This is a genomic window from Streptomyces sp. NPDC002640, from assembly GCF_053592575.1.
In genome coordinates this window covers 155,840-172,046 of sequence record NZ_JBSFVZ010000007.1, presented here as the reverse complement: position 1 = coordinate 172,046, position 16,207 = coordinate 155,840, and the positions used below count along the sequence as shown (strand labels likewise).

The window sequence follows — 16,207 nt, the reverse complement described above, 5'->3', positions numbered from 1 at the left end:
CGGCCCCGCGCGCCCTGTTCAGCGGCAGCATCTCGAAGGGCGGACTCAGGTGGGGCGCCCGGCCGAATGCCACGAGAGCCGCCACGAGGACCGGCGCAGAATTGACGATTCATGCGGAGCACTGCATAATCATGCACAGCGATGATGTGTGGCGGTTGCCGCACGGGGTCGCACCCTTTCGGCCTTCGGCAACGAGGAGCACAGCACGTGAGCAGCAACAGCGGTGACGTCCGCCTCTGGGGCGGCCGGTTCGCCGACGGGCCCGCCGAGGCACTGGCGAAGCTGTCGGCATCGGTCCACTTCGACTGGCGACTGGCCCCCTACGACATCGCGGGCTCCCGCGCCCACGCCCGGGTGCTGCACCAGGCCGGTCTCCTCACCGCCGACGAACTGGACCGGATGATCGCCGGCCTCGACCGGCTCGAGCAGGACGTCGCCTCCGGCGCCTTCGTGGGCACCATCGCCGACGAGGACGTGCACACAGCCCTCGAGCGGGGCCTCCTGGAGCGGCTCGGCCCCGACCTCGGCGGCAAGCTCCGGGCCGGCCGGTCCCGCAACGACCAGGTCGCCACGCTCTTCCGGATGTACCTGCGGGACCACGCCCGGATCGTCGGCGGCCTGATCGCCGACCTCCAGGACGCCCTGATCGGCCTCGCCGAGGCCCACCCGGACGTCGCCATGCCCGGCCGCACCCACCTCCAGCACGCCCAGCCGGTGCTCTTCGCCCACCACGTGCTCGCCCACGTCCAGGCCCTGTCCCGGGACGCCGAGCGGCTGCGCCAGTGGGACGAGCGGACCGCCGTCTCGCCCTACGGCTCCGGCGCGCTGGCCGGCTCCTCCCTCGGCCTCGACCCGGAGGCCGTCGCCAAGGACCTCGGCTTCGAGCACGGCTCCGCCGCCAACTCCATCGACGGCACCGCCTCGCGGGACTTCGTCGCGGAGTTCGCCTTCATCACCGCGATGATCGGGATCAACGTCTCCCGGATCGCCGAGGAGATCATCATCTGGAACACGAAGGAGTTCTCCTTCGTGACCCTGCACGACGCCTTCTCCACCGGCTCGTCGATCATGCCGCAGAAGAAGAACCCGGACATCGCGGAACTCGCCCGCGGCAAGTCCGGCCGGCTGATCGGCAACCTCACGGGCCTGATGGCCACGCTCAAGGCGCTCCCGCTCGCGTACAACCGCGACCTCCAGGAGGACAAGGAGCCGGTCTTCGACTCCATCGACCAGCTCGAAGTCCTGCTCCCCGCCTTCACCGGCATGATGGCCACGCTCACGGTGCACCGGGAGCGGATGGAGGAGCTGGCCCCGGCCGGGTTCTCGCTGGCCACCGACATCGCCGAGTGGCTGGTCAAGCAGGGCGTGCCGTTCCGGGTCGCGCACGAGGTCGCCGGGGAGTGCGTCAAGGCGGCGGAGGCGGAGGGCAAGGAGCTCGACGAGCTCACCGACGAGCAGTTCGCGAAGATCAGCGAGCACCTGACCCCCGAGGTGCGGACGGTGCTCAACGTCCCCGGCGCCCTGGCCTCGCGCGACGGCCGGGGCGGCACCGCCCCGAGTGCGGTCGCCGTCCAGCTGGCCGAGGTCAAGCAGAACGTCGCCGCCCAGCACACCTGGTCCACCGCGCGCCGCGCCTGACGCCTCCCCGGGGCCCCCGCCACCACCCTGGCCGGGGCCCCGGCCGGGCGCGCGGCACGAAGGCGAAGGCGGCCTGAGGCCCGGCCTCAGGCCGCCTTCGCCTTCGTGGCGTACATGTCGACGTACTCCTGCCCCGACAGCCGCATGACCTCCGCCATCACCGAGTCCGTGACCGCCCGCAGCACGTAGCGGTCGCGGTCCATCCCCTCGTAGCGGGAGAACTCCATCGGCTCCCCGAACCGCACCGTGACCCGGCCCGGCCGCGGCATGCCCTTGCCGCCGGGCTGCAGCTTGTCCGTGCCGATCATGGCGAACGGCACCACCGGCGCCCCGGTCATCAGCGTGAGCCGCGCGATGCCGGTGCGGCCCCGGTAGAGGCGCCCGTCGGGGGAGCGGGTGCCCTCGGGGTAGATGCCGAACACCTTGCCCTCCTCCAGGACCCGGCGCCCCGTCATCAGCGCCGCCACACCGCCGTTGGCCCCGTCCCGGTCGACCGGGATCATGCCGACGCCGGTGAAGAACCACGCCATCAGCCGGCCCTTGACCCCCTTGCCGGTGACGTACTCGTCCTTGCCGATGAAGAGGACCTGCCGGTCGGTGACCAGCGGCAGCACGATGGAGTCGATGAAGGTGAGGTGGTTTCCGGCCAGGATCACCGCCCCCGTCCCGGGAATGTTCTCCGCGCCTTCGACGCGTGGGCGGAACATCAGGCGCATGATCGGTCCGAGCACTGCCTTGATGAGCGCGAAGCGGGACAACGAGCCCTCCCATGTCAAGGGGTCCGACGGAAACGGACGAGTCCGTGCAGGTGAGGACGATACTCGCGCAGGAGCGCCGGACGCACATCCGGTTGACGGAGCCGTTGCACAGTGTTGACAGCGAGTCACCCGGCCGCCGATCCGCGACACGCGCCCGACACCGGAACGGAACAGGGAGGCGGCGGCGAGACGACACCCGCTGTTTTCCGCCCGGTCCTTCCGGGGACCTTCAGTCGTCATGGACACGCACCTACGATCCGGCCGACCCGTTGACGTGATCTCACGAGGGAGCACCGATGTCGAGAACCTCAGGCGCCGCAGAATCCGACGAGACCGCGGGCCCCGCCCTCGGCACCGGGCGGCGGGCCCTGCTGGGCGCGGCCCTGCTGGGCGCCTCGGCGGCCGCGCTCGGCGCCGGCGGCACCGCCGCGGCCGCCGAGGGGACGGGACGCGGACGCGGCCTCGCCGGGCTGCCGACGCCGGCCGTGATCGCCCACCGCGGCGCCAGTGGCTACCGCCCGGAGCACACCCTCGGCGCGTACCAGCTCGCCCTGGACATGGGCGCGGACATCATCGAGGCCGGCGACCTGGTGATCACCAAGGACGGCCACCTGGTCTGCCGCCACGAGCCCGAGATCGGCGGCACCACCGACGTCGCCGACCACCCCGAGTTCGCCTCCCGCCGCACCACCAAGTCGCTCGACGGCGTCCCCACCACCGGCTGGTTCGCCGAGGACTTCACCCTGGCCGAGCTCAAGACCCTGCGCGCCACGGAGCGGATCCCCGCCAACCGCCCGCAGAGCACGCTCTACGACGGCGTCTGGGAGATCCCCACCTTCGAGGAGGTGCTGCGCTGGCAGGACGAGCAGACCCGCAGGCGCGGAAAGCAGGTCTTCGTCTACCCGGAGCTCAAGCACCCCACCTACTTCCGCGAGCTGGGCCTGCCCCTGGAGGAGCGGGTCGCCAGGCTGCTGCGCCGCCACGGCAAGGACCGCCGCAACTCGCCGGTGCTGCTCCAGTCCTTCGAGCCGACCAGCATCCGCAGGCTGAGCAGGCTCGTCGACAACCCGCTGGCCGTGCTGCTCTCCTCGGCCGGCAGCCGCCCCTGGGACTTCCAGCGGCAGGGCGACCCCCGCAAGGTCGCCGACCTGATCACGCCGGAAGGGCTCGCCTGGATCGCCTCGTTCGCCGACGGCATCGGCCCCACCCTCGACCTGATCATCCCGCGCGACTCCGCCGGCCGGCTCACCTCGCCGACCACCCTCGTCGCCGACGCGCACAAGGCGGGCCTGGTCCTCCACCCGTACACGCTGCGCAACGAGAACCCTTTCCTGCCGGCCGACTTCCGCCGCGGCACCGAGCCGGACGGCTACGGCGACGCGTTCGGCGCCTTCAGCGCCTACTTCGACACCGGCATCGACGGCGTCTTCACCGACCACCCCGACACCGGTCTGGTCGCCCGCGAGCTCTGGCGCGCGGCACGCTGACCCGGCGCCCGGGCGCGCCCACCGGCGCGCCCGGCGTCAACCCGCCGCGTCCGCGGCCCGTCGTCCGGGTGAATCCGGTCCGGTGGCGGCAACCACCGCCGCCGGTCCGCCGTCCTGTGAGCGTATGAAGCCGCACGACATGGTGGACCGGCTGCGCCCCCTGCTGGCCGCCGAGGCGGCGGCCGAGGCCGCGGCGGCCGGAGCCGAGGCCCGGGACCTCGAGCAGGCCGTCTGGCTCCGCCTCCTGGAACGCCTCCACCGGGCGGAGCCCCCGCGCGACCCGGCCCGCTGGCTGCGCACGGCGGTCCGCGCCGAGGCCCGCGGCCTGCGCCGGGCCGCTCGCCGGGAACGCTCGCTGCGCCGCGACCCCGCCGACGACCCGCACCTCGGCCCCGAACAGCTCGTGCTGGCTTCCGCCCGCCGCCGGACCCTCCAGGAAGCCGTGCGCCGCCTCCCCGGCCGCTGCCCCCGGCTGCTCGCCGCGCTCTTCTCGCCGCACGACCTCACCTACCGGGAGATCGCCCGGGAGTTGGGTATCTCACAGGGCAGTCTCGGACCGGAACGTTCCCGATGTCTGGGATGTCTGCGCCGGCTGCTCGGTCCGGAGGTTGCGCCCAGGCCGAGGCGGGGATAGGTGTGAAGGACCACTGGTGAGCAAGTGAGCGGGAGGCATGCACACATGGGCATGAGCGTGACCATCTCCAGGGCGGCCGAGCAGGACGCCGAGCAGATCTTCCGGCTCCGGTATCTGAGCTTCCAGAGCGAGGCGGTGCTCTACGGCGACCACCGCATCGGCCCGCTGACCGAGTCCCTCGCCGACGTCCGCGAGGAGATCGCCTCGGGCATCGTCTGCGTCGCCCGCCTGGGCGAGGAGGTGATCGGCGCCGTGTACGCGCGCGTGACCGGCGACGGCGCCGGGGAGATCGACGGCCTGTGCGTCCACCCCCGGCTCCAGGGCCACGGCATCGGCGCCCGGCTGCTGCGCGCCGCCGAGGCCGCGGTCGCCGGGACGGCCCAGGTCACGGCCTTCCGGCTGAGCGCCGGCAACCGCAGCGAGCCCGGCCTGCGGCTCTACCGCCGCCTCGGCTACCGGACCACCGGCCGCGCCGAGGGGCCCGACGGCATCCCGCGCATCGTGCTGGAGCGGACCACCGCCGTGCCCGAGGACCCCGGCACGGGGACGGCGGTCTACGCGGCCACGGCCTGACGGTCGTCGGCCCGGCCCCGGAGCAGCCAGTAGAGCGCGGTCACCGGAAGCAGCACCGGGATGAAGAGGTAGCCCATCCCGAACTCCGACCAGACCGTGGCGTCCGGGAACGCCCCGGGGTCGAGGACCGTCCAGGTGCCGACCACCAGCACGCCGAGCAGCTCGGCGGCGCAGCACACCACCGCCGCCCGCCGGGCCCGCTCGCCGCCGCGCACCAGCGTGTAGGTGATGAAGAGGTACACCAGGCCGGCCACCGCCGACAGCGAGTACGCCAGCGGGGCACGGTCGAACTTGGTGGACATCTCGTACACCGAGCGGGACACCGCGCCGACCACCATCACGCCGTACAGCCACACCAGCAGAATGCCCGGCCCGGACGTCAGCTCCCGCCGAGTCGAGGTCATCTCAGCCTCCCCAGATGTCGTAGAGCCGCACCTGCAGCACCGCCAGGACGAAGCCGCCCGCGGCGACCGTGACCGAGCCCCACCGGGTGCGCTCCGCCAGTGACATGAACCCGGCCGCCGGCACGCAGGCGAAGGCGCCGAGCAGGTAGGCCACGAAGATCACCGTGCCCTGCTCCGGGCGGTCGCCGCGGGCCAGCTGCACGATCCCCACCACGAGCTGCGCGGTGGCCAGCAACGTGACCACACCCATGCCGATGAAGTGCCAGTCCTTGGTCGGCTGGTCCCGCGAGGCGGCCCAGCCGCACCAGGCGGCGAGGAGGAGAGCCGCGACGGCGGTCGCCACGGTCAGGGGTACGAGCATGCCAGCGACCTTATTACGCGCGCCCCGCGCCGCTCCGCCCGACCCTGACCGCGGCGGAGGCGGGGGACAGGCCCGACCACGGTGCGCAACCGGCCCGCCCGCACGCGCCCCCGGGGCACCCCGAGCTTCCCTCGAACGGCGCCCCGGCGACCCCCGCGCGGGCCTCGCTAGGGTCGGACCCATGACGACGACCCTTCGCGCCGACGCCCTCCTGTTCGACAACGACGGCACGCTCCTGTCCTCCCTGGAGTCCGTCACCCGCTGCTGGACCCTCTGGGCCCACGAGCACGGCGTCTCCCGCGAGCAGTTCGCGGCCGTCGAGCTGCACGGCCGCCCCGCCGCCGAGATCGTCGCCGACCTGCTCCCCGTGCCGCGCGTCCCCGCCGCCGTCGCCCGCATCGAGGAGATCGAGGTGGAGGACGTCCCCCGCGGCGGCGTCACCCCGCTCCCCGGCACCCGGGAGTTCCTGCACGGCCTGCCCGCCGACCGCTGGGCCGTCGTCACCTCCGCCTCGCGCCGCCTCGCCGAGGCGCGGCTCGCCCGGGTGGGCCTCACCCCGGCGACCCTGGTCGCCGCCGACGACATCACCCGCGGCAAGCCCGACCCGGAGCCCTACCTGCTCGCCGCCAAGGCCCTCGGCGTCGACCCCGCGCGCTGCGTCGTCTTCGAGGACGCCCCCGCCGGTCTCCGCTCCGGCCGCGCCGCCGGGATGCGCACGGTGGCGTTGGCCACAACCCACCAGGCCCACGAGCTGGACGCCGACCTGGTGGTCCCGGACCTCTCCGCACTGTCCGCGCAGGTCACCCCCGACGGCATCGTGGTCTCGCTCCGCGAGGGAAACGCGACGAACCGGCTCTGAGAAGCACCGCCGACCGGACAGGGTGTCCGCATGCCGGACACCCCGCCCCACCTGCCCGTGATCGTCTGATTTACTGACCTCATGACCACGACGAGCTGCACCACCCCTGCGACCGAGGCGACCCCGACGCCCGGTGCTCGTCGCATGTGTCGAATGTGCGCCTGTTAGAGGGCCCCCGCAAGACGTTCCGGCCTCGCGCCCCGAAGCGAGCCCCGCGGCCTCACCGTGCCGCCCGCGCACACGGATCTCCCCGTCCTCCCTCCGCCGCGCCGCCGCGACCGGAGCCGGAGCGACACGCCGTGCCGCGGTCCGACCGAATGCACCCGTGTCCGGGGCAGCACCCCGCCCCGGCACTCGACAGTGACGGAACCCCCTGTGATCACCACCTCGGGTCTCACCAAGATCTACCGCTCCGGCGGCCGTGAGGTCACCGCCATCGACGGCGTCGACCTGCACGTCCGCGAGGGCGAGGTCTTCGGCGTCATCGGCCAGTCCGGCGCCGGGAAGTCCTCCCTCATCCGCTGCGTCAACCTCCTCGAGCGCCCCACCTCCGGCACGGTCACCGTCGCCGGCCAGGACCTCACCGCCCTCGCCGGGCGGGGACCGCGCGCCTCCAAGGCGCTGCGGGAGGCCCGCAGCCGGATCGGCATGGTCTTCCAGCACTTCAACCTGCTCTCCTCGCGCACCGTGCAGGACAACGTCGAGCTCCCGCTGGAGATCCTCGGGAAGTCCGGCCGGGAACGCTCCGCCAAGGCGCTCGAACTCCTCGACCTGGTCGGCCTCGCCGACAAGGCCAAGGCCTACCCGGCCCAGCTCTCCGGCGGCCAGAAGCAGCGCGTCGGCATCGCCCGCGCCCTGGCCGGCGACCCCAAGGTGCTGCTGTCCGACGAGGCCACCAGCGCCCTCGACCCGGAGACCACCCGCTCGATCCTCCAGCTGCTGCGCGACCTCAACCAGCAGCTCGGCCTCACCGTGCTGCTGATCACCCACGAGATGGACGTCGTCAAGACCGTCTGCGACTCCGCCGCGCTGATGGAACGGGGCCGCATCGTGGAGTCCGGAACCGTGGACGAGCTCCTCGCCACCCCCGGCTCCCAGCTCGCCGCCGCGCTGTTCCCGGTCGGCGGCGGCACCTCCGGCCCCGGCAGCACGGTCGTGGACATCACCTTCCACGGCGAGTCCACCGGCCGCCCGGTCATCTCCCAGCTCGCCCGCACCTACAACGTCGACGTCTCCATCCTGGGCGCCGCGGTCGACACCGTCGGCGGAGCCCAGATCGGCCGGATGCGGATCGAACTGCCCGGCCACCACGACGACAACGTCGTCCCGATCGGCTTCCTGCGCGAGCAGGGCCTCCAGGTCGAGGTCGTCGGCCGCCCCGACGCCGCGGACGACGTGGACGCGAAGACCGCGAAGACGAAGGAAGTGGCCAAGTGACCTGGTCCGAAATGCAGCCGCTGCTCACCCAGGCCAGCTGGGACACCCTTTACATGGTCGGCTGGTCCACCGTGATCGCGATCGTCGGCGGTCTGCCGCTGGGCGTCCTGCTGGTCCTCACCGACCGCGGCGGCCTCCTGCAGAACGTCGTCGCCAACAAGGTCATCGGCCAGGTCGTCAACATCGCCCGCTCGCTGCCGTTCATCATCCTCATGGTGGCGCTGATGAGCTTCACCCGCCTGATCACCGGCACCACCATCGGCCGCGACGCCGCCATCGTGCCGCTGGCCATCGGGGCCATCCCCTTCTTCGCGCGCCTCGTCGAGACCTCGGTCCGCGAGGTCGACCACGGGCTCGTCGAGGCCGTGCAGGCGATGGGCGGCAACACCTGGACGGTCGTCCGCAAGGTCCTCGTCCCCGAGGCCCTGCCCTCGCTGATCTCCTCCGCCACCACCACCGTGGTCGCGCTGATCGGCTACTCCGCCATGGCCGGCACGGTCGGCGCGGGCGGACTCGGCGACATCGCCGTCCGCTACGGCTACCAGCGCTTCGAAACCGGCCTGATGTGGGTCACCGTGGCGGTCCTCGCCGTGGTCATCGCCCTCATCCAGTTCGCCGGCGACGCCGGGGCCCGCGCCCTGCACCGCCGCGGCGGACGCGGCGGACCCGCCCCCCGGCTCCGCCTGCTGAAGGCCAAGGAGCCCGCCGCGAACTCCGACGCCACCGCCGCGAAGGCCGACGCCGCCGCGGAGGCCCGCCAGGCCGCCTAACCGCCAGGCCGCCTAGCCCGCCAGGCCGCCGCCCAGGCCAGGCCGCCCAGGCCGGGTCGCCCCCCACAGACCTCCCCGCACCACCCGACGCGGGGCAGCACCACCAGGCACGCCCCCGCGTGCCGCAACGGAAAGGCACTTTTCGTGCGTAACACCGCCAAGCTCACCACCGCCGTCCTGACCGCCGGAGCCCTCACGCTGGGCCTGAGCGCCTGCGGCGGCTCCGACGACAAGGCCGCCTCCTCCGACGGCCCGCTGATCGTCGCCGCCACCCCCGTCCCGCACGCGGAGATCCTGACCTACGTCAAGGACAACCTCGCGGAGAAGGAGGGCCTCGACCTGGAGGTCAAGGAGTTCACCGACTACGTGACTCCCAACACCGCCACCGAGGACGGCTCGGTCGGCGCCAACTACTTCCAGACCAAGCCCTACCTGGACGACTTCAACAAGAAGAACGGCACCCACCTCGTGCCGGTCGTCTCCGTCCACGTGGAGCCCCTCGGCCTCTACTCCGACAAGTTCGAGAAGGTCGACGAGCTGAAGAACGGCGCCACCGTCGCCGTCCCGAACGACACCGCCAACGAGGCGCGTGCCCTCAAGCTCCTCGCCGACAACGGGCTGATCGAGCTGAAGAAGGGCTCCGAGGCCGACGCCACCCCGGCCGACATCACCAAGAACCCCAAGAACCTCAAGTTCAAAGAGATCGAGGCCGCCCAGACCCCGCGCGCCCTCGCGGACGTCGACGCCGCCGTCGTCAACGGCAACTACGCCATCGAGGCCGACCTCAAGCCCGCCGAGGACGCCGTCGTCCTGGAGTCCGCCGAGAACAGCCCGTTCGGCAACTACCTCGTCGTCAAGGAGGGCTCCGAGGACGACCCGCGCGTCAAGAAGCTCGTCAAGCTGCTCACCTCGCCCGAGGTGAAGAAGTTCGTCGAGGACAAGTACGCCGGCTCCGTCCTCGCCACCTCCTGACTGCGGGCCGCACAGCCGGCCCGACGCACCGTCAGGACCAGCGGGGTCCACTCCGGACGCAGGAGTGGACCCCGCCCCCCTGTTCGGTGCTTTCATGCTGCATGCTGAAGAGTTCAGCAGGTCCGAACGGTCCCCTAGGTTACGGAGCGGCGCATGCACGGCACCTTCCCCGACATCTCCATCAGCACGGAGCGGTTGGTCCTGCGCCCGCTCGAGGACGCGGACGTTCCCGCCTACACCGAGATGCTCAACGACGAGCAGGTCGTCGCCTGGACCTCCGTCCCGCACCCCTACGCCGAGGCGCACGCCCGCCGGTGGATCGGCCAGGACGCCCCCGCCGAGCGCACCGAGGGCCGCGGCATCGTCCTGGCCGTCACCGAGTTCCTCACCCAGCGGCTGGTCGGCACCCTCCACCTCCACCACACCGACTGGCGGATCCGCTCCACCGAACTCTCCTACGTGATCGCCCCCTGGGCCCGCGGCGAGGGATACGCCACCGAGGCCGCCCTGGCCTGCGCCCAGTGGCTCTTCCGGGACCAGAAGTTCGAACGCGTGGAACTGCGCACCGCCGCCGACAACGCCGCCGCCCAGCAGGTCGCCCAGAAGATCGGCTGCGTCAGCGAGGGCGTCCTGCGCGGCGCCTGGATAGCCCGGGCCAAGGACGACCGCGACCTCTGGACCGACGTCCGCACCGACCTCATCGTCTGGAGCCTCCTCCCCGAGGACTTCGAGGGCGTCGGCGCGTACGCGGACTGGGACTGACCACCGCGCCCCGCCCGCGGGGTAACCTCACAGCGCGCCCCGGCGGCGGACCCCACCGCCCGCCCGCGACACCCCGCGACCGCGCCCCCGACACCCCTGCCCCCGCCGGCACCGCACACCCCTGGAGACTGACGACGATGGCCGACCGGGTCACGGTGATCGGCTGGGACGGCTCGCCGCTGACCGCCGCGGGACACTCCGCGCTCGGCGCCGCCACCCTGGTGGCCGGCGCACCGCACCACCTCGCGCTCCCCGAGGTGCCGCCCGGCGCGGAACGCATCCGCCTCGGCAGTCTCCCGCTCGCCGCCCGCAGGATCGCCGCCCACCGCGGCACCGCGGTCGTCCTCGCCGACGGCGACCCCGGCTTCTTCGGCGTCGTACGCGCCCTGCGCGCCCCCGAGTTCGGACTCGAGGTCGAGGTGGTCCCGGCGGTCTCCTCCGTCGCCGCAGCCTTCGCCCGCGCCGGAATGCCCTGGGACGACGCCCAGGTGGTCGTCGCCCAGCCCCGCACCCTGCGCCGGGCCGTCAACGTCTGCCGCGCCCACACCAAGGTCGCCGTCCTCACCGCCCCGGGCGCCGGCCCCGCCGAACTCGGGCTGCTCCTCGAGGGCGCGCCCCGCACCTTCGTGGTCTGCGAGGAACTCGGCACCGACCGGGAGCAGGTGAGCGTCGTCACCTCCGACCGCGCCGCCGACCACATCTGGCGCGACCCCAACGTGGTCATCGCCATCGGCGCGCCCAGCCACACCGAGTCGGCCCCCTGGATCGCCGGCCGCGCCCCCTCCGGGCCCCGCGGCTGGGTCCTCCCCGCCGACTCCTACGAGGGCCCGTTCGGCGAGGCGGAGGCCGAGTCCCTGCGGGCCGCCCAACTCTCCCGTCTCGGACCGCGCGTGGGCGACCTGGTGTGGGACATCGGCTGCGGCTCCGGCGCGTTCGCCGTCGAGGCCGCCCGCGCCGGGGCCGCCGTCATCGGCGTCGACCGCGACCCCGACGCCTGCGCCCGCACCGAGCGCGCCGCCCGCCGCCTCGGCGTCCAGCTCCAGGTCGTCCACGGGGCCGCCCCGCACGTCCTGGAGGACCTGCCGGAGCCCGACGTGGTGAGAATCACGGCCGGGGGAGCGGACGTCGTCGCCGCGGCCGCCGACCGGCGCCCCGAGCGCATCGTGGCCCACGTCCCCACCCGCGACGCCGCCGAACTCGCGGGCCGCCGCCTGGCCGAGCGCGGCTACCAGGTCGACTGCTCCCTCCAGCAGTCCGTGACGCTCGACGCCGAGCGGTGGAGCGAGAACGGACGGAGCGTCGGCTTCCTGCTCTGCGGTGAACTCCTCCGCGACCGGCCCCCCGGCCGGCCCGCCCGCCCCGCCTCCCAGTAGCGCCCCGTGATCGAACGGTGCCGGGCCGCGGGGTAGGCTGGCCGATCGTTGTACCGCGCCTGGATTTCGGTTCTCGTCGGGCCATGTCCGGACAAGACCGCCGGCCGGGTCCACCGGGTGGGGTACGACGGCGCCGGAGGCGCACGAGAGGGTGAGTTCCAGGACGGACCTTGCCGGATCGGCCTGCGTCGGAGGGCGGGGGACGGCGACAATCGGGTCGTCGCCTCCTCGTCCGAGTGGGCGGGTCTCTCGTGCCGCTCGGCGGCCCCGCTCGTTCAACAGGACGGGCGGTCCGCGCGCCGCTCCGGACGAGCAGGCTGTAAGAGGCACCAACCGATGGGCGAGGGGTACGCATGACCGACACCGGCCAGGTCCCGGGCGACGGACTGCCGGAGAGCGCAGGCACGGTGGAACAGCCGGGCGTCCCCACGCCGGGCTCCTACCCCTACCTCTCCGCACCGACCGCCGAGGAAGAAGACCTCCTGCTGCCGGGCGCCCAGGGCGCCTGGGGCAACGAGGTGGCGCCGGCGCCGGAGGGCGGCTACCCGGAGGGCGCGTACGCCGACGGCGGTTACCCGGAGCAGCACCCCGGCCACGAGCCGCACCCCGGCCACGAGCAGCACCCGGGCCACGAGCCGCACCCCGGGCTCGACCAGCACGGGTACGCCGAGCAGCAGGTCTACGCGCAGCAGCGGATGACGGCCGAGCAGCAGGCGTACGCCCAGCCCCACGCCGCCCAGCAGGCCGTCGACCAGGCCGTGCAGCAGGAGGCCGCCGGGCAGGTGCCGCCCGCCGGGCCGGAGCACACCGTGCCGGAGCAGGGCCTGCCCGTGGAGGGCGCCGCCCCGTACGCGCCGGAGGGCGCGGGACAGACCTCGCACGCCACCGGCGTCCACGACAGCGGGAGCTACGACCTCGGCGCCGCCGCCCAGGCGCCCGGCCGGGCCGCCTCCCCGCGCCGTCCGCTGCACCTCGGACCGCCGACGCCCGACGCCTCCATGAGCCCGGTCCGCTCCCTCGCCGACCGCGGACCGGCCACCGTGGTGCGGCAGTTGGGGCAGCAGGCCCCGGGCGCCGAGTACCCCGACCCCCAGGGCGGCGCGAGCGCCCAGCACCACACGCCGTGGGCCGGCGTGCCCACCGGGCAGGCCGCCGCCCAGGCGTCCCCGGAGCAGCACGAGGCCCAGCCGCACGCGGGCCAGGCGTACGCGACGGCGGGGGAGACCTACCCGGCGGCCGACGCCTCCCTCGGCGCGGGTCTCGCCCACGCCGCCGGGGCCGACCCGGCCGCCGGCCCGTACGAGGCCGCCGCCCAGCAGCAGGCCTACCCGGGCCAGGAGACCGCCGCCCCGCAGGACACCTTCGGCGGGCAGCAGACGTTCGACGGGCAGCAGGCGTTCCCCGCCGCCCCGCAGGAGACCCACGCCGGGCAGGACGCGTACGCGGCCCAGGACGCCGCCCTGCGGCAGCAGACCTACCCCAACGACACCCTCTCCGGCCAGGGCACGCTCGGCGGCGGGCAGGCGTTCGTCGGCCACGAGGCCCCGGCCCACGGGGCGGACGCCTCCGGGCAGTTCGCGGTGACCGAGCCGCTGGGCGAGTTCGTGCCCGTCCCCGGCACCGTCCCCACCCCGCCGCACCTCGCCCCCGGCCACCAGCCGGCCCCCGCCGGGGAGGCCTGGCCCGCGCAGGCCCCGGACGCCGCCGAGCCGGTGACCGAGCAGGCGGGCCCGGAGCAGGAGTTCGTCCCCGAGCAGTCCGCCGGGGGACAGCCCGCCGAGCAGGCCGCCGCCGAGCAGCCCGCCCAGCCCGAGCAGCAGGAGCAGCACGAGGCGACGGCCGCGGAGGTCACCGCCGCGGACGCCGACGCGCCGGTGGCCGAGCAGGCCCCGTCCGCCCCGGAGGCGCCCGCCGAGGAGGCCCCGGCCGCCCCCGCCGAGCAGCCGGAGCAGCCGCAGGCCCCCGAGGCCCCGGTCGCCGTGGTTCCCGCTCCGCGCGAGGGCGAGCGGATGGCCGCCCCGGAGCCCGCCGCCGAGGCCGAGGCCGCCGAGGAGCCGCAGGACGGGACCGCCGACGCCGAGACGCCGCAGGCCGAGGCCGACTTCATCGAAGCCGACTTCACCGAACCCGGCGCCACCGAACCCGACGTCACCGAGGCCCCGCAGGCCGACGACGCGGCCCTCGCCGGTGAGCCGCGGCCGGAGCCCGCCCCGCAGGACGACGACCAGGCCCGTGCCGCCGCGGCAGAGGCCGCCGACACGGTCCCCGCCCAGGCGGCCTCCGTGGACGACGCGGCCCCCGCCGAGGCGCCCCACGCGTCCGCCGAGGAGGCCCTCGTGGAGGAAGCCCTCGTGGAGGAGGCCCCCGAGGAGGAGGCCCCCGAGGCGGAGCCCCAGCCCCCTGCCCCCGGTTACGCCGAGTCCGAGCGGGAGGCCGTGCTGCGGGTGATGCGCGAACGCCGCGACATCCGCCAGGGCTTCCGCCCCGACCCCATCCCGCACGAGGTGCTGCGCCGCGTCCTCGAGGCCGCGCACCACGCGCCGTCCGTCGGGCACTCCCAGCCGTGGGACTTCGTGGTCATCCGCTCCGAGGAGACCCGGCAGCAGATGCACGAACTGGCCATGCGCCAGCGCGAGGCGTACGCCAAGTCGCTGCCCAAGGGCCGGGCGAAGCAGTTCAAGCAGATGAAGATCGAGGCCATCCTCGACACCCCGGTGAACATCGTCGTCACCGCCGACCCGACCCGCGGCGGCCGCCACACCCTCGGCCGCCACACCCAGCCGCAGATGGCGCCGTACTCCGCCGCCCTGGCCGTCGAGAACCTCTGGCTCGCCGCGCGCGCCGAGGGCCTGGGCGTGGGCTGGGTCAGCTTCTTCGACGAGCGCGAGATGGTCCGCTCCCTCGGCCTGCCCGAGTACCTCGAGGTCGTCGCCTACCTGTGCGTGGGCTACGTCGACGAGTTCCCCGACGAGCCCGAGCTGGTGCAGGCCGGCTGGTCCAAGCGCCGCCCGCTGTCCTGGGCCGTCCACGAGGAGACGTACGGCCGCCGCGCCCTGCCCGGCGAGGACCCGCACGACCTGCTCGCCGAGACCATCGCCGGGATCCGCCCGCTGGACGCCAAGGCGCTCGGCGAGGCGTGGGAGCGGCAGAAGCGGATGACCAAGCCGGCCGGCGCGCTCGGCATGCTGGAGATCATCTCCGCCCAGCTGTGCGGCCTGTCCCGGCAGTGCCCGCCGCCCATCCCGGAGCCCGCGGCCGTCGCGGTGTTCGCCGGCGACCACGGCGTCCACGCCCAGGGCGTCACCCCGTGGCCGCAGGAGGTCACCGCCCAGATGGTGGCCAACATGCTGGGCGGCGGCGCGGTCAGCAACGCCTTCGCCACCCAGGTCGGCGCCGAACTCTGCGTGGTGGACGTCGGCGTGGCCGCCGAACTGCCCGCACAGCAGGGCCTGTTGCCGCGCAAGGTGCGGCCCGGCACCGCCGACATGACGCAGGGCCCGGCGATGACCCGCGAGGAGGCCAAGGCCGCCATCGAGGTGGGCATCGAGACCGCCCGCGACCTGGTCGCGGCCGGCAACAAGGCGCTGCTCACCGGCGAGATGGGCATCGCCAACACCACCGCGTCCGCCGCGCTGATCGCCGTCTTCACCGGGACCGACCCGGCCGAGGTCACCGGCCGCGGCACCGGCATCGACGACGAGACGCTGGCCCGCAAGACCGACGTGGTCCGGCACGCCCTCGAACTGCACCAGCCGGACCCGGCCGACCCGATCGGCGTCCTGGCCGCCGTCGGTGGCCTGGAGCACGCCGCCATGGTCGGCCTGCTGCTCGGCGGCGCCTGCCTGCGTACGCCGGTCATCCTGGACGGCGTGAGCGCCGGAGCCGCCGCCCTGGTGGCCCGCGCCATCGCCCCCGAGGTGCTGGCCGCCTGCATCGCCGGACACCGCAGCGCCGAACCCGGCCACGTCGCCGCCCTCAACAAGCTGGGGCTGCGTCCGCTGGTCGACCTCGACCTGCGCCTCGGCGAGGGCACCGGCGCCCTGCTGGCGCTCCCGCTGGTCCAGTCGACGGCCCGCGCCATGCACGAGGTGGCCACCTTCGACTCCGCCGGCGTCACCGAGAAGTAACCGCGGCGCCGAGCAGTAACCGCGGCGCCGAGAAACCGCGCCACCGGAACCG

Annotated in this window: 14 protein-coding genes; 11 read left to right on the top strand and 3 right to left on the bottom strand. The window is 74.1% G+C overall.

Annotated elements, in window-relative coordinates; genetic code table 11:
* Positions 1-207 precede the first annotated feature (207 nt).
* Entirely contained in the window at positions 208-1,638 is a 1,431-nt protein-coding gene (gene argH, locus ACWD3O_RS12115) for an argininosuccinate lyase (protein ID WP_451410994.1), read from the top strand.
* Positions 1,639-1,724: 86 nt separating this feature from the next.
* On the opposite strand, the gene ACWD3O_RS12110 is transcribed toward argH, so the two are convergent.
* Positions 1,725-2,414 carry a lysophospholipid acyltransferase family protein gene (locus ACWD3O_RS12110; RefSeq protein ID WP_451410993.1) on the bottom strand — a complete coding sequence of 230 codons (690 nt, stop codon included), beginning with the start codon at positions 2,412-2,414 and terminating at the stop codon, positions 1,725-1,727.
* A gap of 278 nt (positions 2,415-2,692) precedes the next feature.
* On the opposite strand from ACWD3O_RS12110, the gene ACWD3O_RS12105 reads away from it, so the two are divergent.
* The 3 genes from ACWD3O_RS12105 (at position 2,693) to ACWD3O_RS12095 (ending at position 5,090) form a co-directional block, all read left to right on the top strand.
* Positions 2,693-3,883, top strand: coding sequence for a glycerophosphodiester phosphodiesterase (locus ACWD3O_RS12105; RefSeq protein WP_451410992.1), 1,191 nt, complete (start codon positions 2,693-2,695; stop codon positions 3,881-3,883).
* 124 nt (positions 3,884-4,007) lie between these two features.
* Positions 4,008-4,517 carry a sigma-70 family RNA polymerase sigma factor gene (locus ACWD3O_RS12100; protein WP_451410991.1) on the top strand — a complete coding sequence of 170 codons (510 nt, stop codon included), beginning with the start codon at positions 4,008-4,010 and terminating at the stop codon, positions 4,515-4,517.
* Positions 4,518-4,562: 45 nt separating this feature from the next.
* Positions 4,563-5,090, top strand: a complete 528-nt coding sequence (locus ACWD3O_RS12095) for a GNAT family N-acetyltransferase (protein ID WP_451410990.1) — start codon at positions 4,563-4,565, stop codon at positions 5,088-5,090.
* On the opposite strand, the gene ACWD3O_RS12090 is transcribed toward ACWD3O_RS12095, so the two are convergent.
* Both ACWD3O_RS12090 and ACWD3O_RS12085 read right to left on the bottom strand, forming a co-directional pair.
* Positions 5,072-5,494, bottom strand: a complete 423-nt coding sequence (locus tag ACWD3O_RS12090; RefSeq protein ID WP_451410989.1) for a hypothetical protein — start codon at positions 5,492-5,494, stop codon at positions 5,072-5,074. The two genes, ACWD3O_RS12095 and ACWD3O_RS12090, sit on opposite strands and share 19 nt — an antisense overlap.
* Before the next feature lies 1 nt (position 5,495).
* Positions 5,496-5,855, bottom strand: a complete 360-nt coding sequence (locus ACWD3O_RS12085; RefSeq protein WP_451410988.1) for a hypothetical protein — start codon at positions 5,853-5,855, stop codon at positions 5,496-5,498.
* Positions 5,856-6,036: 181 nt separating this feature from the next.
* Here ACWD3O_RS12085 and ACWD3O_RS12080 point away from each other — a divergent pair, with 181 nt between their 5' ends.
* The 7 genes from ACWD3O_RS12080 to cobT all read left to right on the top strand — a co-directional run bounded on the left by ACWD3O_RS12080 (position 6,037) and on the right by cobT (position 16,155).
* Positions 6,037-6,714 carry an HAD family hydrolase gene (locus tag ACWD3O_RS12080; protein WP_451415763.1) on the top strand — a complete coding sequence of 226 codons (678 nt, stop codon included), beginning with the start codon at positions 6,037-6,039 and terminating at the stop codon, positions 6,712-6,714.
* A 375-nt stretch (positions 6,715-7,089) separates the two neighbouring features.
* Positions 7,090-8,151, top strand: coding sequence for a methionine ABC transporter ATP-binding protein (locus ACWD3O_RS12075; RefSeq protein WP_451410986.1), 1,062 nt, complete (start codon positions 7,090-7,092; stop codon positions 8,149-8,151).
* Positions 8,148-8,921, top strand: coding sequence for a methionine ABC transporter permease (locus tag ACWD3O_RS12070; RefSeq protein ID WP_451410985.1), 774 nt, complete (start codon positions 8,148-8,150; stop codon positions 8,919-8,921). Before ACWD3O_RS12075 ends, ACWD3O_RS12070 begins: the two co-directional genes overlap by 4 nt.
* A 144-nt stretch (positions 8,922-9,065) precedes the next feature.
* Positions 9,066-9,893 carry a MetQ/NlpA family ABC transporter substrate-binding protein gene (locus tag ACWD3O_RS12065; RefSeq protein ID WP_451410984.1) on the top strand — a complete coding sequence of 276 codons (828 nt, stop codon included), beginning with the start codon at positions 9,066-9,068 and terminating at the stop codon, positions 9,891-9,893.
* Between the two features lie 153 nt (positions 9,894-10,046).
* On the top strand, positions 10,047-10,655 hold the full coding sequence (locus ACWD3O_RS12060; RefSeq protein ID WP_451410983.1) for a GNAT family N-acetyltransferase: 609 nt from the start codon (positions 10,047-10,049) through the stop codon (positions 10,653-10,655).
* A gap of 137 nt (positions 10,656-10,792) precedes the next feature.
* Positions 10,793-12,028 (top strand): precorrin-6y C5,15-methyltransferase (decarboxylating) subunit CbiE, encoded by a 1,236-nt coding sequence (gene cbiE, locus ACWD3O_RS12055; protein ID WP_451410982.1) that lies wholly within the window; start codon positions 10,793-10,795, stop codon positions 12,026-12,028.
* A 353-nt stretch (positions 12,029-12,381) separates the two neighbouring features.
* Positions 12,382-16,155 (top strand): nicotinate-nucleotide--dimethylbenzimidazole phosphoribosyltransferase, encoded by a 3,774-nt coding sequence (gene cobT, locus ACWD3O_RS12050; protein WP_451415762.1) that lies wholly within the window; start codon positions 12,382-12,384, stop codon positions 16,153-16,155.
* Positions 16,156-16,207: the final 52 nt, after the last annotated feature.